A 25,435-nucleotide genomic window follows, 5' to 3' on the forward strand; every position below is an offset into this window, starting at 1 on the left:
CCCGCTCAGCGCCCGACGGCGTCGAGCCAGGCGTCGGCGATCAGGCGGTGCCCGGCCGGGGTGGGATGCACGCCGTCCTCCGCGATGTCCTCCGGGCGGTGCCCGGCCGCAAGCGCCGCAGCCAGCACCTGCTCGAGGTCCACGATCCGGTGCCCGTGCTCCTGTGCCAGCGCGCGGATGATCGCCACCTTGCCGTCCAGATCGCTGTGGATCCGTGCCGCCTGGTCGTCGATATCCGCGACGACGGGGATGATCAGCACCACCGGCGCCTCGGGTGCCGCGGCGGCGAGCTGCTCGAGCAGATGGCGGTACCCCGCCTCGAAGGATTCCTCGGTGATCTGCTCACCGCGGGTGAAGCGGTGCCAGGCATCGTTCACGCCCACGAAGATCGTCACCACATCGGGTGCCAGGTCGAGGCAGTCGGGGGCGAAGCGCGCTTCGAGGTCCGCGACCTTGTCGCCACCGATCCCCCGGTTGAGCACGGCCGCGGCGGGCTCGTGGGCGGCGAAGTGCTCGGCCAGCAATCGCACGTACCCGTGGCCGAGCTCTGCGGGATCCTCTCGGCGCCCGCAATCGGTGATCGAGTCGCCGATGAACAGCAGTTTTCGGGGGCGGGGGGTGCGGTGGAGGTCATGGACGACATCGTGCCAGACATGGCAGAAGGCCCGGACAGTGTTTCCACTGTCCGGGCCTTCCTCTCGTAGCGGGGGCAGGATTTGAACCTACGACCTCCGGGTTATGAGCCCGGCGAGCTACCGAACTGCTCCACCCCGCGGCGACATGGACTACTCTACGGCTCCCCCGTGGTCGCGTCCAACCCGATGCGCCCGAACGTGTGCCATGACACGTTCATGGTGCGTTCACCTGCCTGAACGCCGGAACGCCCGGCCGGATCCGGCGGTGGGCCGGTGCCGGTCGGGCGTCCTCGGGAGCGGTGAGCAGCGGCGGATCAGCCGCCTCCGCCGTCGGAGGGCTGGGCCGGAGTGCCGCTGCCCTCAAGCTCCTCGTTGGCTGCGATCGCCCGGTTCAGGGCGTCGGAGAGCCGTTTCTGGGCATCGCCGTAGGCGGCCCAGTCACCGTCCGCCATCGCGGTCTCCGCGTCGCTGACAGCGGCATCCATGTCCGTGAGCGCCGTTTCGAGGCGCTCCTCGGCGGTGCCGTCCGCGGGCGGTGCGGAGCTCTGCCCCTCGTCCTCTGCGGGAGCGTCCTCGCCCTCGTCGACGCTTCCCTCACCGGTGACGGCGTCGGCGGTGCCGGACGGTGCATCGGTGTCGGTGATCTCGGCGTCGCCGGCGGTCGCACCCGAGTCCCCGCCGAAGACGAGGTCCAGTGCTTCATCGAGCGTCGGCGCGAAGCCGATCTTCTCGCCGAAGGAGACCAGCACCAGCTGCAGCAGCGGGTACTGGGTGCCGCCGCCCGAGGCGGAGGACTGCAGGTAGACGGGCTGGACATAGAGCAGTCCGCCGCCGACCGGCAGCGTGAGCAGGTTGCCGTTGAGCACCTCGGAGTTGCCCGACTTCAGCAGGTTCAGCGCCTTGGACACGTTCGGCTCCGCGTTGAAGGTCGCCTGCACCTGGCCGGGACCGTTGACCGGGTTCGAGGCCGGCAGCACGAGCAGGGTCATGTCCCCGAAGGTGTCCGCGGGGTTCCCGCTCTGGTCTCCGGTCTCCGAATCCACGGCCAGATAGCCGGTGAGCACGTTCTGCCCCTCGGAGGGGATGAAGCTCGAGGAGAGCATGAAGCGCGGGGACTCATCGCTGGGCATCTGCATCGTGAGGTACATCGGAGGCTGGGGAGCCTGATCACCGGTGGTGCCGTCCGGGTTCGTGGGGGCCGGCACCGTCGGATCCGGCGGGACCTGCCAGAAGTCCTGCTGGGTGAAGAAGTCGTCCGCCTCGGTGACGTGGTAGGTCGACAGGATCTCCCGCTGCGCCTTGAAGAGGTCCGCGGGGTAGCGCAGATGGGACATCAGCTCGCCGCTGATGTCGGAGGCCGGCTGCAGCGCGTCGGGGAACACCTCTGCCCAAGACTTGAGGATCGGATCCTCCGTGTCCCAGGTGTACAGCGTCACCGAGCCGTCGAAGGCGTTCACAGTCGCCTTGACGGAGTTGCGCATGTAGTTCGCCGAGCGCTCCCGGTTGGCGGCGGTCGCGTTCGGGTCCGTCTGCGAGTCATCGACGGTCTGATCGAGGTTCACCGACTGCGCATAGGGGTACTCCGACGTGGAGGTGTAGCCGTCGACCACCCAGACCAGCTGGTCATCGACCACGGCCGGGTACATCTGCGAATCCAGCGACAGGAACGGTGCGACCTCCCGGACCCGCTGCTGCGGGTCGCGGTCGTAGAGGATCTGGGAGTCCTCGTTGAGGTAGTTGGAGATGACGATGTTCGGATCGCGGAACTTGATCGCGTAGAGCAGCTGGTTCATGAAACCGCCGACAGAGGGGCCGCCGTCGCCCTGGTACGTGTTGTAGACCTGGTCGCCGCCCTCCTCCTCGTCGGTGCCGCCGCGCTGGTAGTCGAATTCCTCGGGCTCACTGCTCTCGGGCGCTCCCACGATCGAGTAGTCGGGCGAGTGCTGGCCGAAGTAGACCCGCTCCTGGTAGTCCCCGAAGGCACCCTGGCCGGGCACTCCGGACTGCAGGAATGAGGGCTCGCCGTCGGCGTTGCGGCGGTTGCCGTAGGCTGCCGCCGTGCCGTAGCCGTGGGTGTAGATGATGTGCTGATCCACCCAGGAGCGCTGGGCCAGGCCGAATTTGTCCGGGCGCAGCTCACGCACCCCGATGACGGTGTCCTGCAGCTCCCCGTCGATCTCGTAGCGGTCCACGTTCAGCACGTCCTCGAAGCCCCAGTAGCGGCGGTTCGCCTCACGCTGCTCGAAGGTCGGCGAGATGATGTGGGGATCCATCAGACGGATCTGGGCGGTGGTCGAGGCATCCGACCGCAGCGCTCCCGGCTCGACGTCGGTGCTGGCCGTGTACGGCACCTCGTTGACGCCATCGAGGTTGAAGGCGGTGCGGGTCGCGTCGATGTTGTTCTGGATGTAGGGCTGTTCGAGCGCACGCTCATTGGGCTGGACCTGGAACTGCTGGATCGCCCAGGGGTAGAGGTTGCCGACCACCAGCGTGGACAGGATCATCAGGCCCGCGCCGATCGCAGGGATGCGCCAGTCCGACCGGAAGATCCAGACCACGAACAGCGCCGCCACCGCGATCGAGGCGATCGCGAGGATGGTCTGGGCCGGAAGGATCGCCTTGACGTCGGCATAGGACGCGCCCTCGAACCGTGAATGGACTGCGGTGAGGAGGTCGTAGCGCTGGAACCAGTGGCCGGCGCCGAGCAGCAGCACGTAGACGGTGGCGAGGATCCCGAGGTGGCGGCGGGCCGCCCGGGTCACCTCCAGACCACTCTCCTGTCCCCAGCTGACGCCCCCGTAGATGAAGTGCCCCACCAGCGCACCCACGATGGCGACCAGCAGCACGAACTGCCCGAAGGAGATGAGCATGTCGATCAGCGGCAGCGTGAACACGTAGAACGAGATGTCGTTGCCGAAGACAGGATCGGTCTGGCCGAAGTCCTGGGGGTGGAGGAAGAGCTGCACGTCCTGCCAGCGCCGGGAGAGTGCCAGACCGCCGAAGGCGCCGATCACCACCGGGGCGCCGTAGGTCAGGCCGCGCCGCAGCGGGTCCACCGCCGAACGGAACTGCTCGAGTGCTTCCTGCTCCCGGGTGACCGGGGGGTACACCGGTCTTTTCGTATAGGCCAGGCGCAGGCTCAGGAACAGCGGAATCGCGAACAGCACGGCACCGCCGAAGAACAGCGCCGCCTGGGTGCCCCAGCGGGTCAGCAGCACATCGGTGAATTCCAGCTGGTCGGTCCACAGGAACTTGGTCCACACCTCGGAGGCGATGACCAGCAGGATGACGAGGAGGGCGATGACACCGGCAGTGATCGCCAGCGGCGAGATCCTCCTGGGACCGCTCGGTCGTGCATCGGGGGCCGGCCGGGGGCGTGGCCGGGGCATATCGCCGAACGGGGCGGAGAAACTCACAGATAACCTCGGTGCTTCGATGTCGGAGCCGACGGTCCCGCCGGCCGCTGCGCAGGCAGTGGTCCGAGGGCTCCGGGTACAGTGTGGTGCCGCCACGTCAGCGCGACGGTCACCCCATTCTGTCAGGCGAACCTGTAAGGGACCTCTCGATTCGATGACAACTGCTTCTCCGGACCCTCTGGACCCGCCGACAGCCGCTCTGGCGGCGGCAGTTCTCGAGGTCGCCCGCCATGTGGAGGGCGGCCCGTTGCCCACGCCCCGCCTGTTCGCGCTGGCCCGCAGTGCGGAGCTGATGGCGGCCTCCCCCTCGCTCGCCGCCCTGCTGGGGGCGGACGGGGGCGAGGCTCAGGACGAGCTCCACCTCACCCCGATCGATCTCGATGACGGCTCCGCCGTCGCCACCGATCCACTGACTGTCCTCGAGTCCGCGCAATGGCCGGAGCTGGCTGCGGGCGGAGCGATCGCCTGCGACCTCGCACCCGCCGCCTGGACCGTCCGTGACGAGGAGGGCGGGCGCCGTCTGCCCGTCGACCGTCCACTGCGGGTGGTGGTCGCCGCATTGGACGACGGCACCACGTGGTCCGCGGTGCATGACGGCGGCGAGGACGGCTACGTCCTCGCCACCGCGCTGCTGCCCGAGATCTCCCAGGCCCTGCTCCAGACCCTGACCGAGACGGAATGATCGCAGGGGGAGCGATCAGAATGCCGGCGCGAGGGACTCCTCCTCGGACTGCTCCTCGCCCGTGAGGTCATCGAGGCCATCGCCTGCGCCGCCCTCTGCGCTCTCCTCCGTCGACGGCGCGGCGCCGACCGAGGGGACGATGGCACCCGTGTACGGATCGATGTCCGGCACGTCCTCGCCCCGGTCGGGACGGCGGTAGGCGGCGGTTCCGTAGGTGAGATCATGACCGATGGCCTCGGCCTGGAGGTTCAGGGAGAAGCGCATCGCTCCGTCGTCGCCGGACCACTCGGAGCTGTGCAGCCGCCCGGTGACGATCAGCGGCTGGCCCTTGCGCACCGAGAGCAGCACGTTCTTGGCCAGTTGGCGGCGCACGAACACCGTGATGAACTCCGTCTTGCGATCGATGTAGTCCTGCTGCGAGGCGTTGTAGTAGCGCCCGGTGACGGCGACCCGCACTTTGGCGGAGACAGTTCCGTCGGCCTGCCGCAGGGCGGTCGGGTCGGCAGTGGCGTTGCCCATGATGATGGTCTGGATGTCGCGCATGGCGGTGTCCTTCCTGGATCGCCGGGATACCCCGGCCTCGGCACCGTGCCGATGCCCCTCAGCGTCCAGGCCACGGCACTGTGGTTCCAGGGCGGCTGCGTTCCTGTGGACGAGCGGGAGCTGTGGAGGAACGGTCCGCTGCTGGGCGCGGACCGCTGCCCCAGCCGGCGGTGACTGCGCGGGTCCTCGGGCCGGTCCTGACCCCGGACAGCGACAAAGACGGGCCGGTGGCGAGGTGCGCCGGCGATATCGCCAGGTCACCTCACCACCGGCCCGTCCGTGACAGGAGCGGAACGCGCCTCAGGCCGTGGGCACGACCAGCCCGGAAGCGCTCGAACGAGCCGCCTCGAACCGCGCCTGGACATCCGCCCAGTTCACGATGTTCCAGATCGCCTTGACGTAATCCGCCTTCACGTTCTGGTAATCCAGGTAGAACGCGTGCTCCCACATATCCAGCTGGAACAGCGGGATCGTCGCCACCGGCACACCGTTCTGCTGATCGTAGAACTGCTCGATCACCAGGTTCCCACCGAGCGGCTCATACGCCAGCACCGCCCAGCCCGAACCCTGGATACCCAGCGCCGCCGCCGTGAAGTGCGCCCGGAACGCATCGAACGAGCCGAAGAACTCATCGATCGCCTGCGCCAGCTCACCGGTGGGCTTGTCCCCACCCTCGGGCGAGAGGTTCTTCCAGAAGATCGAGTGGTTCGTGTGGCCACCGAGGTTGAACGCCAGATCCTTCGAGAACTGGTTCACCGTCGAGAAATCATTCGCCTCACGCGCCGCCGCCAGCTTCTCCAGCGCCGTGTTCGCACCCTTGACATAGGTCGCGTGATGCTTGGAGTGATGCAGCTCCATGATCTTCCCGGAGATCGAAGGATCCAGCGCCCCGTAGTCGTAATCGAGATCAGGAAGCGTGTACTCAGCCATGCGGATCATCCCTTCGTCGTGGTGGACGCAGGCCCAGCCGATGCGTGACCTGCCGTGCCATCCATCCTGCCACGGGGAAGCGCCTGGCGGCAGGGCGGGTGCTCGGCGGCCGCCAAGGACCGGACCCTCGCCGTCGGCCGAGGGCTGCGACGCGGCGATGTGGGCGGTGCGGTCCACAATGGGGCGATGGACCAGTCCCGCCGGTCGCTCCCGTCGTCCTTCTCCCCCGCCACCCAGGCATGGTTCGCGGAGTCGTTCTCCGCCCCCACCTCGGCGCAGGTCGCAGCGTGGGAGTCGATCGAGCGGGGCGAGGACACGCTGGTGGTCGCACCGACCGGGTCGGGGAAGACCCTCGCCGCGTTCCTCAGCGCGATCGACCGCCTGGCGTTGCCACGCCCTGCCAGGCCGACCGGTCGGACGGCCGCCGCCGCGGAGGGCCGGCGGACGGGGACCCGCGTCCTGTACCTCTCCCCGCTGAAGGCGCTCGGCGTCGACGTCGAGCGGAATCTGACCTCTCCCCTGGTGGGGACGGCACGCACCGCCCAGAGGCTGGGCATCGCGGCGTCCCCGCTCAGTGTGGGTGTGCGCACCGGCGATACCCCGGCCGCCGAGCGCCGGCGACTGGTCTCCCACCCGCCGGACATCCTCATCACCACCCCCGAATCGCTGTTCCTGATGCTCACCTCCAAGGCGCGCGAGACGCTCCGCGACGTGGACACCGTCATCCTCGACGAGGTCCATGCGGTGGCGGGATCCAAGCGGGGCGTGCACCTGGCGCTGTCGCTGGCACGTCTCGATGCGCTGCTGGAGGCGCCGGCCCAGAGGATCGGACTCTCGGCGACCGTCGAACCGGTCGAGGAGGTCGCCGCCTTCCTCACCGGCTCCGGCAGGTCCCGCGAGGCGACGGTGGTGAGGCCGGAGTCGACCAAGCGGTGGGACTTCACGGTGACTCTGCCGGTGGCGGATCTCCAGGCGATCGAGCCGCCCCCCGACGCCGTGGACGACGAGGACGTCTCCGGCACGATCTGGCCGCACGTCGAGCGGGCCGTGCTGGACAGGGTGCTCGCGCACCGCTCGACGATCGTATTCACCAATTCCCGCAGCCAGGCCGAGCGTCTCACCGGCAAGCTCAACCGGCTCCATGCGCGGCGCCTCGCCGCCGCGGCGCCGCCCGGCACCGAGCCCCGGCCACCGACCCGGCGGACCCGGCGGACCCGGAGCTCGAGGACATCGCCCGTGCCCACCACGGCTCGATGTCCAAGGAGGTGCGCGCCGGCATCGAGGACCAGCTGAAATCCGGGACCCTGCGCTGCGTGGTGGCGACCTCCTCGCTCGAGCTGGGGATCGACATGGGTGCGGTGGACCTCGTGCTGCAGGTCGCCGCACCCATGTCGGTCTCGAGCCTGCTGCAGCGGGTGGGCCGCGCCGGGCACGACGTCGGTGCGATCTCGCACGGCTCGCTGCACCCGCTGCACGCCGGTGACGTGCTGCGCTCCGCCGTCGCGGTGGCCGAGGCGGTGGCGGGCCGGATCGAACCGCTCTCGGTGCCGCGCAATGCCCTGGACGTGCTCGCCCAGCACACCGTCTCCGCCGCGGCGATGGATGACCTGCAGATCGATGAGTGGTTCGCTCTGGTCCGCACCGCACATCCCTACCGGGCGCTGCCCCGCTCGGCCTTCGACCAGACCATCGACCTGCTCGCCGGGAGGTATCCCTCCACCGCCTTCTCCGAGCTGCGGCCCCGGCTGGTGCACGATCACGAGACCGGGCTGCTGTCGGGCCGGCCGGGCGCCCAGCGCCTCGCGGTCACCAGCGGCGGCACCATCCCCGATCGCGGGCTCTACCCGGTGCATCTGGTCGCGAGCGACGACGACTCCCAGCCGCGCCGGGTGGGCGAGCTCGACGAGGAGATGGTCTACGAGTCCCGCCGGGGGGACGTGATCACGCTGGGCACCACCAGCTGGCGGATCGAGGAGATCACCGCCTCCCGGGTCACCGTCTCCCCCGCCTTCGGCATGAGCGGGCGCATCCCCTTCTGGCACGGCGACGGGGACGGGCGCCCGGCGAGCCTCGGCCGCGCGATCGCCGCCGCGCAGGCGCAGCTCGCCACCGCCGACCGCTCCGAGGCCGCCGCACAGCTGACCGCGCTCGGGCTCGACGACAACGCGAGCACCGTGCTGTTGGAACACCTGGCCGAGCAGCAGCAGGTCACGGGCTCGGTCCCCGGTCCGCAGCAGCTGGTGGTCGAGCGCTTCCTCGACGAGCTCGGGGACTGGCGGGTGGTGCTCCACTGCGCGTACGGGCAACGGATCACCGGTCCGTGGGCACTCGCGGTCGGTGCCCGGGTGGAGGAGCGGTACGGCCTGGACGGCCAGGTGATGGCCGCCGACGACGGCATCGTGCTGCGCATCCCCCATGGTGAGGAGCCTCCCGGTGCGGAACTGTTCGTCTTCACCCCGGAGGAGATCGAGGAGGAGGTGCGGCGCCTGGTCGGTTCCTCGGCTCTGTTCGCGGCACGGTTCCGTGAGTGCGCGGCCCGCGCCCTGCTGCTGCCGAGACGGGATCCGAACCAGCGCGCACCGCTGTGGCAGCAGCGCCAGCGCTCCGCGCATCTACTCGAGGTGGCCCGCCCCCACCCCGACTTCCCGATCATGCTCGAGGCGGCGCGCGAGTGCCTCCAGGACGTCTATGACCTGCCCGCCCTGGTCGAGCTGATGGAGCAGGTGGGTCGCCGCCGCGTCGAGGTGCGGGAGGTCGAGACCCCCGCACCCTCCCCCTTCGCGCGCTCGCTGCTGTTCGGATATCTCGCCCAGTTCATCTACGACGCCGACGCCCCGCTGGCCGAACGGCGCACGGCCGCGCTCGCGCTGGATCAGTCACTGCTCGCGGAGCTGCTGGGCTCGGTGAGCCTGCGCGAGCTGCTGGACGCCGACGTCATCGCCGAGGTCGAGCAGCGCCTGCAAGGCCTGACCGTCGAGCACGCGCTGCGCGGCGCCGAGCAGATCGCCGACCTGCTGCGCCGACTCGGTCCGCTCACCCGTGACGAGCTCATCGCCCGCAGCACCGAGGGCCTCGACCTCGAAGCGGAGCTCGGTGATCTGCGCCGAGAACGCCGGATCATCACCGTGCGCCTGGCCGGCCAGGAGCACTTCGCCGCGGTCGAGGACGCCGGCCTGCTGCGCGATGCGCTGGGGACGGCGCTGCCGACGGGGGTCCCGCAGGCGCACCTGGCGCCCGTGGATCAGGCAGTGGCCCAGCTGCTCGCGCGCTGGGCTCGGCGTCGGGGTCCGTTCCCGGCGGGAGCACCGGTGGAGGCCTTCGGTCTGGCCCCCGAGGTCGCACGCGCCGCCCTCGAGCAGCTCACCGCCGAGCGGGTGCTGGCCCAGGGCGAGTTCACCCCGGACCGCGAGGGCGAGGAATGGGTGGATGCGGAGGTGCTGCGGCGCATCCGTCGAGCGAGCCTGGCCGCGTCCCGGCGCGAGATCGCGCCGGTGGAGGGCCCGGTGTACGCCCAGTTCCTCGGGCAATGGCAGCACCTCGTCCCCCGTCGTCCGGACGGCCGACGGGAGAGCGCGCACTGGCGCGGCAGCGACGGACTGCTGTCGGTGGTGGACCAGCTCACCGGTGTCTCCCTCCCCCTGTCGGCGTGGGAGACCCAGGTGCTGCCCGCACGGCTGCCGGAGATGACCCCCGCCCTGCTGGATGCGGCCTTCGCCGCCGGGGAGCTGGTGTGGACCGGCCACGGCCGCCTCGGCCGTGACGACGCCTGGATCCGCCTCCACCTCGCCGACGCCCTGCCGCTGGGGCTGGACGCCGAGGTGCTCGAGGAGGCCGCCGCCGACCTGCCCCCGGATTCCCCCGCCGCCCGCATCCTCACGCTGCTGCGCGGCACCCCCGGTGCGCTGCGGCACGGGGAGATCCTCGCGGCGCTCGCGGACGACGGCGATGCGGTCGAACCTGCCGCACTGCACGAGGCTCTGTGGGACCTCGCCTTCCGCGCGCTGATCACCAACGACTCCTTCGAGGCCCTGCGCAGCTACGGTCGCGGCCCGGCTCCGAACAGGCCGTCCCGGGCAGGCGCCCGCTCCCGTCCGCTGACCCGAAGAGGCGCGGCACGGCTGTCGGCGGCGATGATGCGCCAGGGAGCGGCCTCGGTCTCCGACCTCGTGCCCGGTCCCGTCGGCGCGGGACGCTGGTCCGCAGTGCGGGTGGAGGGCGTCGACCCGGGGGCGCGGGCGGCGGCGCTGGCGACCCTGCTGCTGGACCGGCACGGGGTGGTCACCCGCGGCGCGATGGACGTCGAGGACGTCCCCGGCGGCTTCGCCGCGGTCTACCGCGTGCTCGCGATGCTCGAGGAGAACGGCACCTGCCGTCGCGGCTACTTCGTCGACGGTCTGGGGGCCTCCCAGTTCGCTCCGGTCGAGGCGGTCGACCGGCTGCGGGACCGGGACCAGGAGGCGGAGACCGCGCAGCTCACGGAGCGAGCAGCGAGCGGCTCGGCGGCCGGCACCGCGACCATCGCACTGGCCGCGACCGATCCGGCCAATCCCTACGGCGCGGCGCTGACCTGGCCGCCGTTGACGATTCCGCCTCCCGAGGGGTCCACGGTCCGGCCCGCGCGCCGCGCCGGTGCGCTCGTGCTGGTCACGGGCGGGCAGGTCGGGGCGGTCGTCGACAAGGGCGCCAGGCAGCTGCTGTGGTGGGCCGACGAGTCGGAGACCCCCGCCCTCGCCGCCCAGCTGGTACGAGCCATCGCCGAGGACTCCCGCCTGCCCCAGCTGCGGATCGAGCGGATCAACGGCCACCAGATCGACAGTGCCCCGGTCGCCGCCGTCAGGGAGGCGCTGGTGGCGGCCGGCTGCTACCGCTCCCCGAGGTCGATCCGGCTGCGAGCAGATGATCGCTGATGCCGGAAGGAGACACCGTCGCCCGGCAGTGCCGGATCCTGGACGACGCCCTCGCCGGCGCCGTCCTCACCGCCTGCGACCTGCGGGTGCCGCGCGCTGCGACCACAGATCTCGTGGGCTGGACCGTGCGCGAGGTGCGGCCCCGCGGCAAGCACCTGCTGATGCGGTTGGACCCGCCGGGACCCGGCGCAGCGCCGCTGACCCTCCACACTCACCTGATGATGGACGGGATCTGGCATGTGGACGGCAGACCGCTGCGCTCCAGCGACACCAGCGCCGGGCCTCGCCCGGACCACACGATCCGCATCGCCCTCACCGCCCGCCACCATGACGGCCAGGAGACCCGGGCGATCGCCTATGACGTGAAGCAGGTCCGTCTGGTGCGCACCGCGGACGAGGACACGCTGGTGGGGCAGCTGGGACCGGACCTGCTCGATCCCGCCTGGGCCGCGGATCCGGGTCTGCGGGAGCGCGCGGTGAGCAATCTCGGCGGGGAGCCGGAGCGCCCGCTCGGTCTCGCGCTGCTGGACCAGCACCTCCTCGCCGGGATCGGCAACATCTACCGCAGCGAGCTGTGCTTCCTGGCCCGTCTCCACCCGGCGGCCCCCGTCAGGGCGGTCGGCGATCTCGGTCAGATCGTCGACATCGCGCACCGGCTGCTGAGGCTCAACAGCGACCGCGCGGTGCGGGTCACCACGGGTGGGATGATAGGACGGGACGGCGACCTCTGGGTCTACGGCCGCGGCGGGAGGCCGTGCCGGCGCTGCCGCACCCGGATCGTGCGCGGAGAGCTCGGCGAGCCCCGCCTCGAGGGGGCGGAGGCACGGGTGCTGTGGTTCTGCCCACGGTGCCAGGCCGGGCCGTGAGCCGGTGCACGGTGGTGCACGGGTCCGTCGTCAGGATCGGTAGACTTCTGCGGGTGCTCGCCGCCGTCCGCTGCGCGAGCGCCCCAGCCTCCATAGCTCAATGGATAGAGCAACGGCCTTCTAATCCGTAGGTTGCAGGTTCGAGTCCTGCTGGGGGCGCCGTCAACCATCGTCTCGCCAGGAGCCACCCTTGATCCTGAAGGTCCTCACGTTCGGCGCGATCGCGCTGCTGCTCCTGCTGCGCCTGGCCCGCACCCGATTCGGGTCGCGCCTGCTCGGGGTCCCGCAGCAAGTCCTCGGGATCGTCTTCCTGGTCGCGCTGGTGCTCGCCGGCGTCCTCGCCGTCGTGTTCGAGCAGTGGGTCCTGCTCGTCGTGGTGGTGGTCCTGCTGATCGCCAGCGGGGTCGAGGAGCTCAGAGCTCGCGGCCGTGGCGCGAGGAGCCCTCGTTCCACTCGGTGACCCACCGGGGCACCTCGAGATCGTCGGGCAGCGGGCCCGCCAGCTCCAGCGCCTCCTCCATCGGCACCGAGCCGCCGCTCCGGCGCAGGAAGCGGGCGCGCACGATCGCGTCGGCCACCACTGTCCCGTCGCGGCGGAACACCTGCTCCAGGTAGATCCAGCGGTCATCGTGCCCGATCACGCGGGAGGCGAGGTCGAAGCTCTCCCAGAGCTGGAGGGACCTGCGGTAGGTGATGGTCTGCCCCGCCACCACCGGGTACCAGCCCTGATCGGTGATGCGCTGCCAGAACCCCGAGCGGACCATGAGATCCATGCGGCCCAGATCCATCAGCGTGAGATAGCGGCCGTTGTTCATGTGCCGCTGCACGTCCAGGTCCCCGGGGTTGACCCGGAAGCGCACATGCGAGGTGTCCCAAATGCCGAGCCGGCTGCGGAATCGCACCCGGATCATGAGCAGCAGCAGGCGGAAGTAGAGATTCACTGAGGGTCCTCCGGGGCTCGCGTCGGCTCGTCGATGAGCTCTGGTGACTGAAGGGTAACCGGTGGGGCCGCTCTCGATCGGGCTCTTCGCGCGCCCCCGCGATACTGTGGCCCGGTGACTTCCAGCTCCACACGTGCCATCAACGATCGCATCATCTGGGTCGACTGCGAGATGACCGGCCTCGACAAGCAGCGCGACGCGCTCGTCGAGATCGCCGTCCTCGTGACCGACGCCGATCTGAACATCCTCGGGGACGGGGTCGACGTGGTCATCAGACCCCCGGCCGAGTCCCTGCAGGGCATGGATCCCTTCGTGGTGAACATGCACACCGTCTCCGGTCTGCTCGAGGAACTCGACGGCGGCATGACCCTCGAGGAGGCGCAGGCGCAGTGCCTGACATACGTGCGCCGGTACTGCCCCGAGCCCGGCAAGGCACCGCTGGCCGGCAACAGCGTCGGCACCGACCGGGTGTTCCTGGACCGTGACGTGCCCGAGTTCGCGCAGTGGCTGTCCTACCGCACCATCGATGTCTCCAGCCTCAAGGAGCTCGCCAAGCGCTGGTTCCCGCGGGTGTACTACAACATCCCCGCCAAGCACGGCGGCCACCGGGCGCTCGCCGACATCCGCGAGTCGATCCAGGAGCTGAAGTACTACCGGGAGGTGCTGCTGGTGGACGAGCCCGGTCCCACCACCGCGCAGGCCCAGGCCGCCTCCCGCAGCTTCGAGCTGCGCGAGGCGCCGATCGCCGCGCCCACGGCGTCCCCGGGACCGCATCAGCCGTGGCTGGAGCGCGTCTCCCACCGCTCCTGGCTCGAGGGCGAAAGCGATGAGCTGCTCCAGTTCGGCTCCGCCTCCGCACGCGAGGACGGCGGCTTCGCCTGGCTGGACGAGGCGGGTGCCCCCGACCTCACCCGGCCCTCGGAGCTGTGGATCACCTGCCGGATGACGCACAGCTTCGCCCTCGGCCATCTGCTGGGCCGGCCGGGCCTCGGCCACCTGGTCGATCACGGCGTGGACTCCCTGCGCGGCGTCTTCCACGACGACGAGCACGGAGGCTGGTTCTCCGCCGTCGCGGGCGGCGCCCCGGTGGATGACTCCAAGCAGGCCTACGCCCACGCCTTCGTGGTGCTCGCCGCCTCCTCGGCCCTGGCCGCCGGACGGCCCGGCGCGAAGGAGCTGCTGGACGAGGCGCTCGCCGTGCTCGATACGAAGTTCTTCGAGCAGTCCGCGGGCATGAGCGTGGACACCTTCGACCGCGCCTTCGCCACCTGCGAGGAGTACCGCGGGATCAACGCGAACATGCACACCGTCGAGGCGCTGCTCGCGGCGGCCGATGTCACCGGCGAGCGCCGCTGGCTGGACCGCGCCGTCGGCATCGCGACCCGCGGGATCGACGAGTTCGCACGCAGCAACGACTGGGCGCTGCCGGAGCACTTCGACATCGACTGGACCCCGCTGCTGGACTACAACCGCGACCAGCCCGCGCACCCGTTCCGGCCCTACGGGGCGACGATCGGGCACTGGATCGAGTGGGCGCGCCTGGTGCTGCACGCCCGTGCCGCACTGATCGCGGCCGATGGCGAAGCGCCCGCGTGGATGCTGGAAGCGGCCACCGCGCTGATGGAGAAGTCCGCCGCGGCCTTCGGCGCCGATGGCGAACCGGGCTGGGTCTACACGGTGGACTGGGACGGCTCCCCCGTCTCCACCGAGCGGATGCACTGGGTGGCCGCCGAGGCCGTCGGCGCTGCGGCGGTGATGCACCAGGTGACCGGGGAGCGGATCTGGGCGGAGCGCTATGAGCAGTGGTGGGACTACATCGCCACCGCGCTCATCGATGCCGAGGACGGGTCCTGGTTCCATGAGCTCGATGCCACCGGTGCGCCGCAGGGCGTGACCTGGCCGGGCAAGCCGGACATCTACCACGCCCTGCAGGCCACGCTCATCCCCCGCCTGCCGGTGACGCCCGCGCTCGCCGCCGCGCTGCGCGACGGACTGCTGGACCACGACCTCTGAGAGGTCCGCGCCGGTCGGCTCAGCGACTCTCGAGCCGGTCGACCGCGGATTCCATGCGCTGCACCTTGCCGTCGAGCTCGCCGGTGTGTCCGGGCCGGATATCGGCCTTCAGCACGAGGGAGACGCGGGAGCCGTAGCGGCCGGCCTCGGCCGTGGCGCGCCCGACGACCTCCATCACCTCGTCCCACTCCCCCTCGACCTCGGTGAACATCGCCGAGGTGCGGGTGGGCAGGCCGGAATCGCGCACGACGCGCACTGCGGCGGCGACCGCGTCGTGCACGCTCGCGGTGTCCGAGCCCTCTGCGAGGTCTCGTGCGAGGGCGGGATCCGAGGGTTCACCGGTGGGCTGGACGGAGAAGGCGACGATCATGCCGCCAGTCTCCCCCTGCACAGCGGACGGCGCAACGCTCGAGGCGCACGATCGACGGCCCCGGTGAGGGGCGCGCGGGGAGCGCACCGGCCCATGGACAGGGTCGCAGTGAGGAACTTCAGTAGGATCGGCCCCGGTGGCCCGGGCTCGGGCCGCCGTCACCATCGACCAGAATGAGGGCCATGACTTCGATCCGGATCGGCATCGTCGGCTACGGGAACCTGGGACGCGGCGTCGAGATCGCCGTCTCCCTCCAGGAGGACATGGAGCTGGTGGGCGTGTTCACGCGCCGCGATCCGGCCGCCGTGAACACCGTGCACGAACGGACCCCCGTGCATCCGATGGATGCTCTCGAGCAGCTGCAGGGCGAGCTCGACGTGCTCGTGCTGTGCGGAGGGTCCAAGACCGACCTGCCCGAGCAGACCCCGCTGCTCGCGGAGCGCTTCACGGTCGTGGACAGCTTCGACACGCACGCCCGGATCCCCGAGCACTTCGCTGCGGTCGACGCCGCCGCCCGCAGCGCCGGCACCACGGCGCTCATCTCCACCGGGTGGGATCCGGGCCTGTTCTCGATCAACCGCGTCTACGGTGAGTCGATCCTCCCTGCCGGCTCCACCTACACGTTCTGGGGCCGCGGCCTGTCCCAGGGGCATTCCGATGCTCTGCGCCGGATCGACGGGGTCGCCGCCGCCGTCCAGTACACGATCCCCTCCCAGGAGGCGATCGACCGCGTGCGTGCCGGTGAGCGGCCCGAGCTGTCCAACCGGGACAAGCACACGCGCGAATGCTTCGTGGTGCTCGAGGACGGCGCCGACGCCGAGGCCGTGCGCCAGGAGATCGTGACGATGCCGCACTACTTCGAGCCCTTCGAGACGTCGGTGACCTTCCTCAGCGCCGAGGAGCTGGCGCAGGATCACCAGAGCATGCCTCACGGCGGCTTCGTGATCCGCTCCGCGGAGTCCTCCCCCGGCACCACGCAGACCATCGAGTACCGCCTGCAGGAGGACTCCAATCCCGAGTTCACCGCGAGCGTGGTCGTCGCCTACGCCCGCGCCGCTGCGCGGATGGCCGCTGAGGGTCAGCACGGCGCGCGGACGCCGTTCGATGTCGCCCCGGGCCTGCTGTCCCCGAAGTCCCCCGAGCAGCTGCGCGCCGAGCTGCTGTGAGCGACGGCGTCCCGCGGGCCCGCTGAGGGCCCGCGGGGAGCCGGCACGGCGTCGGCGCTCGATGCAACGTGTCTCACACCGCCCGGAGCCGGTTCTGACTGGGATATGCCCTGGCGAACCGGTATATTGTTTTCTCGTTGCGGGTATCGCCCCGCACATGGTGGTCGTAGCTCAGTTGGTAGAGCTCCTGGTTGTGGTCCAGGCGGTCGCGGGTTCAAATCCCGTCGATCACCCCAAGAAACGCCCTGGTGACAGGGCGTTTTTCTTTTCCCCCGCACGGAAGCGCCGCGTCGTGCGGCTCGCCCTCTCCGCCCCAGGGTGCACCCTCTGGTCAAACCTCGTACGGCGGTCTAGCGTGAGCGGCCCACGGTGAAGCGGGAGGACGCCATGGCACAGTTGCCTGATCGTGCAGAGATCGTCGTCATCGGAGCCGGGGTGGTCGGCAGCGCCGTCGTCCATCATCTGGCGGAGCTGGGCTGGCGCGACATCGTCCAGCTCGACAAGGGGCCGCTGCCGGATCCCGGCGGCTCGACCGGCCACGCCTCGAACTTCGTGTTCCCCGTCGACCACTCCAAGGAGATCACCGATCTCACGGTGGACTCGCTGCGGCAGTTCGAGGAACTGGGGGTGCTGTCCGTCTGCGGCGGCGTCGAGGTGGCGCGCAGCCAGGAGCGCATGCAGGAGCTGACTCGCCGGATGAGCTCGGCGCGGGCCTGGGGCGTGGAGGCCCACCTGATCTCCCCCGCCGAGATCCAACAGCTCGTGCCCTACTGCGACGCGAGCCTGCTGCGCGGCGGGTTCCACACCCCCACCGGCGCGATCGTCGATGCCCTGCGCGCCGGGGAGCTGATGCGGGAGCACGCCCAGCAACTCGGAGCTCTGCACACCTTCGCCGGGACCGAGGTGCTCGATCTCCACGTCGAGGCAGGCCGCATCCGCACCGTGGTCACCGACCGCGGCGAGATCGAGACCGAGCGCGTGGTCATCGCCTGCGGGGTGTGGAGCCCCCGCGTCGCCGCCCTGGCCGGGGCACGGATCCCACTGGCCGCGGCGGTGCATCAGATGGTCGACGTCGGCCCCATCCCCCAGCTCACACAGACCACGGAGTGGATCAGCTTCCCGCTGCTGCGCGACATGGACTGCCTGATGTACGAGCGCCAGCGCGGGCCCGATCTGGAGATCGGCTCCTACGCCCACCGTCCGCTCCTGCACCTGCCGGACGAGATCCCGCCGGTCGGAGATCATCCCGGACAGGCCACCCCCACCAGCTTCCCCTTCACGGAAGAGGACTTCGCCCCGCAGTGGGAGCAGGCGAAGCAGATGTTCCCCGCGCTGCTCACCGACCCCGAGCCGCCACGGCGCGCGGCGATCAACGGTCTGCTCGCCCTCACCCCGGACGGCGGGGCGCTGGTGGGCGAGACTCCCGAGGTGGGCGGGCTGTGGTCCGCCGCGGCCGTGTGGATCAAAGAGGCCCCCGGGGTGGGGCGCATGCTCGCCGAGCTGCTCACCGACGGTGCCAGCGAGATCGACCACCACGGCGCGGACATCGCCCGCTTCACCCCGGCGCAGCGCAGCGCCGAGCACGTGCGGGCACGCGCCACCGAGGGCTTCCCGAAGACCTACGGGATCACCCACCCGCGGGAGCAGTGGCTCTCCGACCGGCCCCTGCGCACCAGCCCCTTCCATCCCCGCACCGAAGCTCTCGGAGCGCAGTTCTTCGAGGCCGCCGGATGGGAGCGCCCGCAATGGTACGAGTCCAACGCCGGGCTGCTCGAGGAGCTCGGTGACCACATCCCCGCCCGCGAGGCCGAATGGGACCGTCGCTGGTGGTCGCCGCTCATCGAGGCCGAGCATCTGGCGATGCGGGAGCGGGCGGCGCTGATCGATCTGGGCGCCTTCGCGATCTTCGACGTCCGGGGCCCCGGGGCGCTGGAGATGCTTGAGCAGCTGGCCGTGGCCCGGATCGACGTCCCCGTGGGCCGTGTGGTCTACACCCCGCTGCTCACCCCGCGGGGCACCTTCCGCTCCGACCTCACGATCGTGCGCCGCGGTCCGGAGGACTTCCGGGTCATCACCGGTGGCACAGAAGGAGGTCGTGACCTGGCCTGGCTGCGTGCCCACCTGCCCGGCGACGGCTCGACCCAGCTGACGGACGTCTCCTCAGCAGTCACCTCCCTCGGGCTGTGGGGCCCTCGGGCACGGGAGGTGCTGGCCCGGGTGACCGACCACGACCTCTCCGACGCGGCGTTCGGCTTCGGCACCGCTCAGGACGTGCAGCTCGGCTCCGTGCCCGCCTCGCTGCTGCGGATCTCCTACGTGGGCGAGCTCGGCTGGGAGATCCATCTGCCCACCGAGCACGGACTGCGGGCATGGGACCAGCTCTGGGCGAACGGTCAGGATCTCGGACTGCTCGCCGCCGGGATCGGGGTGTACGGCACCACCGGGCGTCTGGAGAAGGGCTACCGCCTGATGGGCGCCGAGCTCACCGGGGAGTACGACCCGGTGGAGGCGGACCTCGCACTGCCGAAGGTGAAGACCCACGACTTCGTGGGCCGGGACGCCTACCTCGCCGCCCGCCGCAACGACCCGGTGGCGCTGCTGTGCACGCTGGCGGTCGATGCGGGCGCCGAGCGCGGGATCGCCCGCTGCATGACCGGCGGCGAACCGGTCCTCACCCTGGAGGGCGCACCGCTGGTGGATGCGAAGGGCCGGCCCTCGGCCGTCACCTCCGCCGGGCCCGGACCATCGCTCGGCCGCTACCTGCTGATGGCGTACCTGCCGCCGCAGCAGGCCGTCCCGGGCACCGCGCTCCAGGTCGAGTACCTCGGCCATCGCCACCCGGTCACAGTGCTGACGGCCGGCCGCACACCCGCCTTCGACCCGCAGGACGCACGGATGAGGGGCTGAGCCCCGGACCCGTCCTCGATCGCGGACGGGCCGGGTGAGGTCACCCGGTGACCTCGGCGCGATGACCGAGCCGGCGCGAGATCTCCGCGGCCGCCCGGACCAGCGCCTCGGCCACCCGGGGCAGCTCCTCCGCCGCGAGCCGGTAGGCGGGACCCGCCGCGGAGACCGCGGCGATGACCTCCCCCTCCGGGCCCCGGATCGGGGCGGCCGCGGCGTTCAGCCCCTCCTCGAACTCCTCGATCGCCACGGCCCATCCTCGCTCACGGGCTTCGGCGAACTGTCGCTGCAGGGCCTCGGCGGAGGTGACGGTGGCGGGGGTGAAACGCTCCCGGGGCGCCTCGAGCAGGGGCTCCAGCGCGGTGGTGGACAGATGCGCCATGAGCATCTTGCCGCTCGAGGTGGCGTGCAGGACCGTCCGGTCCCCCACCCAGTTGTGCAGCGCGACGGTCCTGCGGCCCTGCGCCTGGTACACATTGACGGCACTCCCGTCCCGCAGCACCGCGACGTTGACCGTCTCCCCGAGCTCCTCGGCGAGCGCATCGCACACCGGTCCCGCCTGGGCGGTCAGGTCCAGCCCGTTCCGGGTGGCCGCCGCGAGCCGCAGCACCCCCACCCCGAGACGCGACCTGCCTCCGTCCCCGTCGCGCTCCACCAGCTCGTACGCCTCCAGGGCGGCGAGCAGGCGGGACGCGGTCGACCCGTGCACCCCCAGCTCCCGGGCGATCTCCCCGACCCCCGCCGTCCCCTCTCGCGCAAGGATCTCCATCACCTGCGCGGCCCGTTCGACCGACTGCACCGTTCCGTTCTCGACCATCCCCCATACTAACCACATCACCAGGAGCTTTGCGCAATACGCAGACCATTGCGTATCACGCGCATGGATGCGAGAGTGGGGTACGGACCCGCCCAGGGAGGCCAATGATGACCGTGCACCAGGAACCCCGCGTTCTCCTCTATCCCCGCATCCGCAAGTCGCCGTTCTTCTACGCCTCGCGGCGTCACGGCGTGCAGATGTACAGCGTCTACAACCACACGTACCACCCCCGGCACTACGGCGACCCGGTCGCGGAGTACTGGGCGCTGCTGGAGGGCGTGACCCTCTGGGACGTCGGCGTCGAACGACAGATCGAGATCTCCGGTCCCGACGCCTTCGACTTCACCAACCTGCTCATCACCCGCGACCTCTCGAAGTGCGCGGTCGGGCAGTGCAAGTACGTCTTCCTCACCGATCAGCACGGCGGGATCATCAACGACCCGATCCTGCTGCGGCTGGAGGAGAACCGCTTCTGGCTCTCCCTCGCCGACAGCGACGTGCTGCTGTGGGCCCGCGGGGTCGCCAGCCACGCCGGGATGGAGGTGCGGATCGAGGAGGTCGACGTCGGCCCCGTGCAGGTGCAGGGCCCGAAGTCCTTCGCCGTGATGCGCGATCTGCTGGGCGAGGAGGTGGCGGATCTGCGCTACTACTACCTGCACGACTTCACGATCGACGGGATCGAGGTGACCGTCTCGCGCACCGGGTACACCGGCGAGATCGGCTACGAGATCTACGTCCACCACGCCTCCCGCGATGCCGAACGACTGTGGGATCTCGTGCTCGCAGCCGGGGAGCCCCACGGTCTGCGGGTCATCGGTCCCTGCCACATCCGGCGCATCGAGGGCGGCATGCTCGCCCACGGCGCCGATATCACCGTGGACACCAATCCCTTCGAGGTGGGTATGGGCTACGACTGGATGGTCGACCTCGAGCAGGAGGCGGACTTCATCGGCAAGGAGGCGCTGCGCCGCATCAAGGCGGAGGGGCCTGCCCGCAGGCTCGTCGGTCTCGAGCTCGGCGGCGAGCGCCTGGGCAGCTACAACGACGGCTCGATGATCGACGCCTTCCCCGTCCACCACGGAGGCGAGGTGGTCGGCGCGGTCACCTCCGGCTGCTACTCGCCCCGGCTGGAGAAGAACATCGCCCTCGCGCTGGTGCCGGCCGCGCTCTCGGAGATCGGCACCCGCTTCACGGTCGACGTCGGCGAGCGGCCGGGGGCGCAGCTGCCCTCGGGCACGGAGCCGGTCGAGGCGGTGGTGGTGCCCAAACCGTTCATCGATCCCACCAAGGAGCAGCCCAAGGGAGATGTCGCGGCCCTCGGCGCGGGCACCCCGGTCGCGAGCGGCGGTGCCGGGTCCTGAGATGACGGAGTCCCCGCACCCCGGCCCTGTGTCGCATGCCGCGGCGCAGGGCCGCGAGGTCCAGTTCGAGGTGATCCCGCTGCGCGGCATCATCGACGAGGTGAGCACGCACCTGCCCCCGGGGGCGAGGGTGACGGTGACCGCCTCCCCCGCCCTGGGCCTCCCGGCGACGCTCGAGACGGCCGGGGAGCTGGCGCAGCGTGGCTTCCGCGCGATCCCGCACCTGGCCGCCCGCATGCTCCACGGCGCGGGCGAGGTGGAGGAGGTGCTGGCCCGCCTGTCCGAGAAGGGCGTGCACGAGGTGTTCGTCATCGCCGGCGACGCGCCGCACCCGGCCGGTGGTCTCCCGGGCGCCCTCGAGCTGCTCGAGGCCATCGGCGCGAGCGGGTCCGGGATCACGGTGGGGGTCGGGGTGCATCCCGAGGGGCATCCCTTCGTCAGCGAGTCGGAGGCGATGCGGCTGCTGCGAGCGAAGGCGGAGCACGCCTCCTACGCCGTCACCCAGATGTGCTTCGAGGCCGCCCCGCTGCTGGCCTGGGTGCGTCGCCTGCGAGAGGGCGGCATCTCTCTGCCGGTGCGCCCCGGGATCGCGGTCCCCGCCGGCACCGCCCGCCTGCTCCGGATCGGCACCAGGATCGGGGTGGGTCGCTCACTGCGCATGCTCAGTGGCGAGGATGCCGGCGTGCGGCGCCTGCTGGGGCCGGGACACTGGGCCCCGGGCCCCCTGCTCGAGGAGCTGGAGAGGGCCCGTGCCGCGCAGCCCGAGCTGGGCCTGCACGGCCCTCACCTCTACACCTTCAACGCTGTGCGGGTGGCGCGCGAGTGCGCCGAAGGCCTCTGACCTGCTGGTCCTTGATCCCCTCGCCTCCCGTTCACAGCGTCCCCACCGTCTCCCCAGCCGTCTCTGGCATCGTGTGGGGTCCTGCCCTCCCCGGAAGGAACCCCGCGACATGGACGACACGGCATCGGAGGAGTCCGCCCCGACGGACACCGACACCGCGGAGGTGGTCACGGCCCTCGTGGCCGCGCAGCAGGAGCAGCTCATCCGCTCCGATGCCGACCCGGAGGAGCTGGCCGCGCGGATGCGCAGGGTCCATCACGAGCTCACCACGCTGCTGATGCACTACCAGTTCGGCATCGACGAGGTGCGCACGAAGGTCGACATCCTGCGACGCGAGTTCGAGCTGCTCCACGAGTACAGCCCGATCGAGCACGTCCGCACCCGGTTGAAGTCCACCGAGAGCCTCATCGAGAAGGCGGTGCGCACCGGCGGCGACATGACCATCCCCGCCATCCGCGAGCGCGTCATGGACATCGCCGGGATCCGGATCACCTGCAGCTTCGTCTCCGACGTCTACTGGATAGCGGACATGCTCAGCCGGCAGAAGGATCTCGAGGTGCTCACCGTCAAGGACTACATCGCCGCACCGAAGACCAACGGATACCGCTCGCTGCACCTGATCGTCCAGGTGCCGGTGTACCTCTCCGAGCACACCGAGCTGGTGCCGGTGGAGCTGCAGCTGCGCACGATCGCGATGGACTTCTGGGCCAGCACCGAGCACAAGCTGTCCTACAAGTACCGCAAGAACCTCCCCGCCCCGCTGCGCGGTGAACTCGATGATGCCGCCCGCGTCGCCGCAGAGCTCGACTCCCGCATGGAACGCCTGCGTGACGAGATCCGTCCCCGCTCCGGGGGCTCCTCGGGCCTCGAGGATCCCGCCCCCTGAGGTCCCCGTGCGCGCCGCGTCCTCCGGTCCTGCCCTCGGCCCCCTCCCCATGCGGGCACCAGAAACCCTCCGCGGACCGTGGCCGCGGGCACATAATGGAGAGATGACGGACTCGACCACGACACGACGCGTACTGATCACCGGGGCCGCCGGAGGCGTCGGCTCCCACCTCGCCACCACCCTCGCCTCGGACTACGACCTCGTCCTCCACGACCGCAGCTCGGATCTCGCCGCCGAGGGGGTCGAGCTCAGGACCGCCGAGCTCGGGGTGTACGACGAGGTGCGGGCCCTCATGGACGGCATCGACACGGTCGTCCACATGGCCGGCGCCGCCTCCCCAGAATCGGCCTGGGAGGCCGTCCTGGAGGCGAACCTGATCGGAGTGCGGAACGTGCTGGAGGCCGCACGGGACGCCGGCGTGCGCCGCGTCGTGCTCGCCTCCTCCAACCACGCGATGGGCATGTACGACCGCTACGAGGAGTGGCCGGTCTACCCCGATCAGCTGCCGCGGGCGGATTCCCTGTACGGCGTCTCGAAGATCTTCGGGGAGGCGATCGGGCAGTTCTACCACGACGAGCACGGCCTGGACGTGATCAACCTGCGCATCGGCTGGTTCACCGATGATCCGCTCGCGGCGGAGGAGGACATCCTGCGCGCGATGTGGCTCAGCCCCGGCGACTGCACCCGGGTGGTGCGATCCGCGATCGAGGCCGAGGTGACCTTCGGGCGGTACTACGCGATCTCCGACAACCCCAACCGTCGCTGGGCCATGACGAACACCCAGCTCGAGCTGGGCTACCGGCCGCAGGACTCCTGGACCCGCCTTCCCGGCGCGACCGAGCATGTCGTCGACGGCGGCGCCGAGGTGCGGGACGACTGGCCCCGCGGTTCATGACCGGGGCGGCCGCACGGCCGTGCCGGCCGCGAGAGGTCCCGGCCGTCGCACCGCCACCCGGCCTACGGTGAGGGGATGAGCACCGCGATCTTCGATCCCACCGGCCTCGAGCCCCGCACCGCGACCGACGAGCAGCGCGCCGAGGCGCCGCTGGCGAGGACCCCGCAGGGGACCTGGGTGGTGCTAGGGCACCAGGAGGCGGCCGCGGTCGCGACCGACCACCAGACGTTCTCCTCTGCGGTCTCGAGGTTCCTGCAGGTCCCCAACGGGCTGGACGGCCCGGAGCATGCCGCGTTCCGGGCCGTGACCGACCCGTTCTTCAGCGAGGCCCGGATGAACGCCCTCGAGCCGACCGTCCGGACGATCGCCGCAGAGCTGCTGGAGGAGCTGCTCGCCGACGTCGGCGCGGCCGGCACCGAGATCGACGCGGTCTCGGCGCTGGGAGCCGTCTTCGCGGTCCGGGCCCAGACCGCATGGCTCGGCTGGCCCGCGCGGCTCGAGCCGGAGCTGCTGCAGTGGATGGTCGACAACCATCAGGCCTCCCGTTCCGGGGAGCTCTCCCGGACCGCGGAGGTCGCCGAGCGCTTCGATGCGATCATCGGTTCTGTCGTCGCCCCCCGCAGGGCGCTCGGCCCGGACGCCCCCGCGGACCTGACCACCGAGGTGATGCAGGTGCGGGTGCCGCTGCCGGACCCCGAGATCCCGGGCTCGCGCGAGCGCGCGCTGAGCGATGAGGAGATCGTCTCGATCCTTCGCAACTGGACGGGTGGGGACCTGGGATCCATCGCGCTGTGCGTCGGCGTGCTGCTGACCTCGGTGGCCCATGCCCCCGAGCTCGCCGAACGCCTGCGCAGCGGCTCCTTCGCCGAAGCCGCGGCGATCGTCGACGAGCTGCTGCGGATCGATGACCCGTTCGTCTCGAACCGGCGAGTGACCACCTGCCCGGTGACCCTCGCGGGCCAGGAGATCGGCGCGGGCGATCGGGTGCTGATCCATTGGACCTCGGCCAATCGCGATGAGCGCGTGGTCCCCGACCCCGACACGTTCGACCCCGAGGGAAATGCCGCACAGAACCTCGTCTACGGCATCGGCGCGCATGTCTGTCCCGGTCGGCCGCTGGCGACCCTCGAGCTGGTGGTCGTGATGCAGGAGCTGCTCGCCGTGGCGGAGGTGCAGGCCGCGCCGACGGCCGGCGAGCGGGAGATCGCCCCGGTGGGCGGATGGGCGCATGCCCCGGTGGTGCTCGTCCCGCACCGCTGAGC

The 25,435-nt window shown here is 70.8% G+C and carries 19 protein-coding genes, 3 tRNA genes and 1 pseudogene; 15 read left to right on the plus strand and 8 right to left on the minus strand.

Translation table 11 applies throughout. The annotated features are described in order from the left end of the window. Positions 1 to 5: 5 nt before the first annotated feature. The 3 genes from CFK39_RS02160 to CFK39_RS02175 form a co-directional block, all read right to left on the minus strand. A complete protein-coding gene (locus CFK39_RS02160; protein ID WP_089064085.1) occupies positions 6 to 602 on the minus strand; it encodes an SGNH/GDSL hydrolase family protein in 597 nt (198 codons plus the stop codon). A 99-nt stretch (positions 603 to 701) separates the two neighbouring features. Beyond that, positions 702 to 775: transfer RNA gene (locus tag CFK39_RS02170), tRNA-Met, on the minus strand. 174 nt (positions 776 to 949) lie between these two features. Further along, entirely contained in the window at positions 950 to 4,051 is a 3,102-nt protein-coding gene (locus CFK39_RS02175; protein ID WP_245822830.1) for a UPF0182 family membrane protein, read from the minus strand. Between the two features lie 154 nt (positions 4,052 to 4,205). Here CFK39_RS02175 and CFK39_RS02180 point away from each other — a divergent pair, with 154 nt between their 5' ends. Continuing rightward, positions 4,206 to 4,733 (plus strand): PPA1309 family protein, encoded by a 528-nt coding sequence (locus tag CFK39_RS02180; RefSeq protein WP_089064087.1) that lies wholly within the window; start codon positions 4,206 to 4,208, stop codon positions 4,731 to 4,733. A 15-nt stretch (positions 4,734 to 4,748) separates the two neighbouring features. Here the strand turns inward: CFK39_RS02180 and CFK39_RS02185 are convergent, their stop codons facing one another. Beyond that, positions 4,749 to 5,276, minus strand: coding sequence for a single-stranded DNA-binding protein (locus CFK39_RS02185; protein WP_089064088.1), 528 nt, complete (start codon positions 5,274 to 5,276; stop codon positions 4,749 to 4,751). Between the two features lie 51 nt (positions 5,277 to 5,327). Here CFK39_RS02185 and CFK39_RS17105 point away from each other — a divergent pair, with 51 nt between their 5' ends. Continuing rightward, a complete protein-coding gene (locus CFK39_RS17105) occupies positions 5,328 to 5,450 on the plus strand; it encodes a hypothetical protein (RefSeq protein ID WP_275094123.1) in 123 nt (40 codons plus the stop codon). A gap of 126 nt (positions 5,451 to 5,576) precedes the next feature. Here CFK39_RS17105 and CFK39_RS02190 read toward each other — a convergent pair whose 3' ends face one another. After that, entirely contained in the window at positions 5,577 to 6,206 is a 630-nt protein-coding gene (locus tag CFK39_RS02190; RefSeq protein ID WP_089066251.1) for a superoxide dismutase, read from the minus strand. A 186-nt stretch (positions 6,207 to 6,392) separates the two neighbouring features. Here CFK39_RS02190 and CFK39_RS02195 point away from each other — a divergent pair. From CFK39_RS02195 to CFK39_RS02210, 4 genes and pseudogenes are all read left to right on the plus strand, one after another. Further along, a pseudogene (locus CFK39_RS02195) lies at positions 6,393 to 11,113 on the plus strand (ATP-dependent helicase). Then, the gene (locus CFK39_RS02200) at positions 11,113 to 11,979 is read left to right on the plus strand and encodes a DNA-formamidopyrimidine glycosylase family protein (protein ID WP_089064089.1); all 867 of its coding nucleotides are present in this window, start codon (positions 11,113 to 11,115) and stop codon (positions 11,977 to 11,979) included. The pseudogene CFK39_RS02195 and the gene CFK39_RS02200 overlap by 1 nt, the downstream one beginning before the upstream one ends. 86 nt (positions 11,980 to 12,065) lie before the next feature. Then, positions 12,066 to 12,138 (plus strand) — tRNA-Arg (locus CFK39_RS02205). A 31-nt stretch (positions 12,139 to 12,169) separates the two neighbouring features. Beyond that, positions 12,170 to 12,439, plus strand: coding sequence for a hypothetical protein (locus CFK39_RS02210; protein WP_089064090.1), 270 nt, complete (start codon positions 12,170 to 12,172; stop codon positions 12,437 to 12,439). Here CFK39_RS02210 and CFK39_RS02215 read toward each other — a convergent pair. Continuing rightward, the gene (locus tag CFK39_RS02215; RefSeq protein ID WP_172805634.1) at positions 12,393 to 12,920 is read right to left on the minus strand and encodes an acyl-CoA thioesterase; all 528 of its coding nucleotides are present in this window, start codon (positions 12,918 to 12,920) and stop codon (positions 12,393 to 12,395) included. The genes CFK39_RS02210 and CFK39_RS02215 overlap by 47 nt on opposite strands. A gap of 114 nt (positions 12,921 to 13,034) precedes the next feature. Here CFK39_RS02215 and orn point away from each other — a divergent pair, with 114 nt between their 5' ends. After that, the gene (orn, locus tag CFK39_RS02220) at positions 13,035 to 14,933 is read left to right on the plus strand and encodes an oligoribonuclease (protein WP_089064091.1); all 1,899 of its coding nucleotides are present in this window, start codon (positions 13,035 to 13,037) and stop codon (positions 14,931 to 14,933) included. Between the two features lie 19 nt (positions 14,934 to 14,952). On the opposite strand, the gene CFK39_RS02225 is transcribed toward orn, so the two are convergent. After that, a complete protein-coding gene (locus CFK39_RS02225; RefSeq protein WP_089064092.1) occupies positions 14,953 to 15,303 on the minus strand; it encodes a thiamine-binding protein in 351 nt (116 codons plus the stop codon). Between the two features lie 182 nt (positions 15,304 to 15,485). On the opposite strand from CFK39_RS02225, the gene CFK39_RS02230 reads away from it, so the two are divergent. From CFK39_RS02230 to CFK39_RS02240, 3 genes are all read left to right on the plus strand, one after another. Continuing rightward, positions 15,486 to 16,469 carry a diaminopimelate dehydrogenase gene (locus CFK39_RS02230; protein WP_089064093.1) on the plus strand — a complete coding sequence of 328 codons (984 nt, stop codon included), beginning with the start codon at positions 15,486 to 15,488 and terminating at the stop codon, positions 16,467 to 16,469. A gap of 160 nt (positions 16,470 to 16,629) precedes the next feature. Further along, positions 16,630 to 16,705, plus strand: a tRNA-His gene (locus CFK39_RS02235). Positions 16,706 to 16,856: 151 nt separating this feature from the next. Continuing rightward, entirely contained in the window at positions 16,857 to 19,376 is a 2,520-nt protein-coding gene (locus tag CFK39_RS02240; protein ID WP_089064094.1) for a GcvT family protein, read from the plus strand. Positions 19,377 to 19,416: 40 nt separating this feature from the next. Here CFK39_RS02240 and CFK39_RS02245 read toward each other — a convergent pair whose 3' ends face one another. Continuing rightward, complete coding sequence (locus tag CFK39_RS02245) at positions 19,417 to 20,190, minus strand: IclR family transcriptional regulator (protein ID WP_089064095.1); 774 nt, start codon at positions 20,188 to 20,190, stop codon at positions 19,417 to 19,419. A 107-nt stretch (positions 20,191 to 20,297) separates the two neighbouring features. Between CFK39_RS02245 and CFK39_RS02250 the strand changes: the two genes are divergently transcribed. The 5 genes from CFK39_RS02250 (at position 20,298) to CFK39_RS02270 (ending at position 25,433) form a co-directional block, all read left to right on the plus strand. Further along, positions 20,298 to 21,551 (plus strand): glycine cleavage T C-terminal barrel domain-containing protein, encoded by a 1,254-nt coding sequence (locus CFK39_RS02250; protein ID WP_089066253.1) that lies wholly within the window; start codon positions 20,298 to 20,300, stop codon positions 21,549 to 21,551. 28 nt (positions 21,552 to 21,579) lie between these two features. Then, a complete protein-coding gene (locus CFK39_RS02255; protein ID WP_245822832.1) occupies positions 21,580 to 22,392 on the plus strand; it encodes a methylenetetrahydrofolate reductase in 813 nt (270 codons plus the stop codon). A gap of 109 nt (positions 22,393 to 22,501) precedes the next feature. Continuing rightward, complete coding sequence (locus CFK39_RS02260) at positions 22,502 to 23,278, plus strand: GTP pyrophosphokinase (RefSeq protein WP_089064096.1); 777 nt, start codon at positions 22,502 to 22,504, stop codon at positions 23,276 to 23,278. A 103-nt stretch (positions 23,279 to 23,381) separates the two neighbouring features. Further along, a complete protein-coding gene (locus CFK39_RS02265) occupies positions 23,382 to 24,173 on the plus strand; it encodes an NAD-dependent epimerase/dehydratase family protein (RefSeq protein WP_089064097.1) in 792 nt (263 codons plus the stop codon). Positions 24,174 to 24,248: 75 nt separating this feature from the next. Beyond that, a complete protein-coding gene (locus CFK39_RS02270; protein WP_089064098.1) occupies positions 24,249 to 25,433 on the plus strand; it encodes a cytochrome P450 in 1,185 nt (394 codons plus the stop codon). Positions 25,434 to 25,435: the final 2 nt, after the last annotated feature.

Origin of the sequence: Brachybacterium avium, assembly GCF_002216795.1 — a bacterium.
GTDB classification, from domain to species: domain Bacteria; phylum Actinomycetota; class Actinomycetes; order Actinomycetales; family Dermabacteraceae; genus Brachybacterium; species Brachybacterium avium.

Excerpts from the sequence above, each read along its gene's own strand:
- CFK39_RS02260 (WP_089064096.1), top strand. The coding sequence starts at position 22,502 with ATGGACGACACGGCATCGGAGGAGTCCGCCCCGACGGACACCGACACC.
- CFK39_RS02190 (WP_089066251.1), bottom strand. The coding sequence starts at position 6,206 with ATGGCTGAGTACACGCTTCCTGATCTCGATTACGACTACGGGGCGCTG.
- CFK39_RS02270 (WP_089064098.1), top strand. The coding sequence starts at position 24,249 with ATGAGCACCGCGATCTTCGATCCCACCGGCCTCGAGCCCCGCACCGCG.
- CFK39_RS02185 (WP_089064088.1), bottom strand. The coding sequence starts at position 5,276 with ATGCGCGACATCCAGACCATCATCATGGGCAACGCCACTGCCGACCCG.
- CFK39_RS02240 (WP_089064094.1), top strand. The coding sequence starts at position 16,857 with ATGGCACAGTTGCCTGATCGTGCAGAGATCGTCGTCATCGGAGCCGGG.
- CFK39_RS02200 (WP_089064089.1), top strand. The coding sequence starts at position 11,113 with ATGCCGGAAGGAGACACCGTCGCCCGGCAGTGCCGGATCCTGGACGAC.
- CFK39_RS02265 (WP_089064097.1), top strand. The coding sequence starts at position 23,382 with ATGACGGACTCGACCACGACACGACGCGTACTGATCACCGGGGCCGCC.
- CFK39_RS02245 (WP_089064095.1), bottom strand. The coding sequence starts at position 20,190 with ATGGTCGAGAACGGAACGGTGCAGTCGGTCGAACGGGCCGCGCAGGTG.
- CFK39_RS02250 (WP_089066253.1), top strand. The coding sequence starts at position 20,298 with ATGACCGTGCACCAGGAACCCCGCGTTCTCCTCTATCCCCGCATCCGC.
- CFK39_RS02180 (WP_089064087.1), top strand. The coding sequence starts at position 4,206 with ATGACAACTGCTTCTCCGGACCCTCTGGACCCGCCGACAGCCGCTCTG.
- CFK39_RS02225 (WP_089064092.1), bottom strand. The coding sequence starts at position 15,303 with ATGATCGTCGCCTTCTCCGTCCAGCCCACCGGTGAACCCTCGGATCCC.
- CFK39_RS02230 (WP_089064093.1), top strand. The coding sequence starts at position 15,486 with ATGACTTCGATCCGGATCGGCATCGTCGGCTACGGGAACCTGGGACGC.
- CFK39_RS17105 (WP_275094123.1), top strand. The coding sequence starts at position 5,328 with ATGCCCCTCAGCGTCCAGGCCACGGCACTGTGGTTCCAGGGCGGCTGC.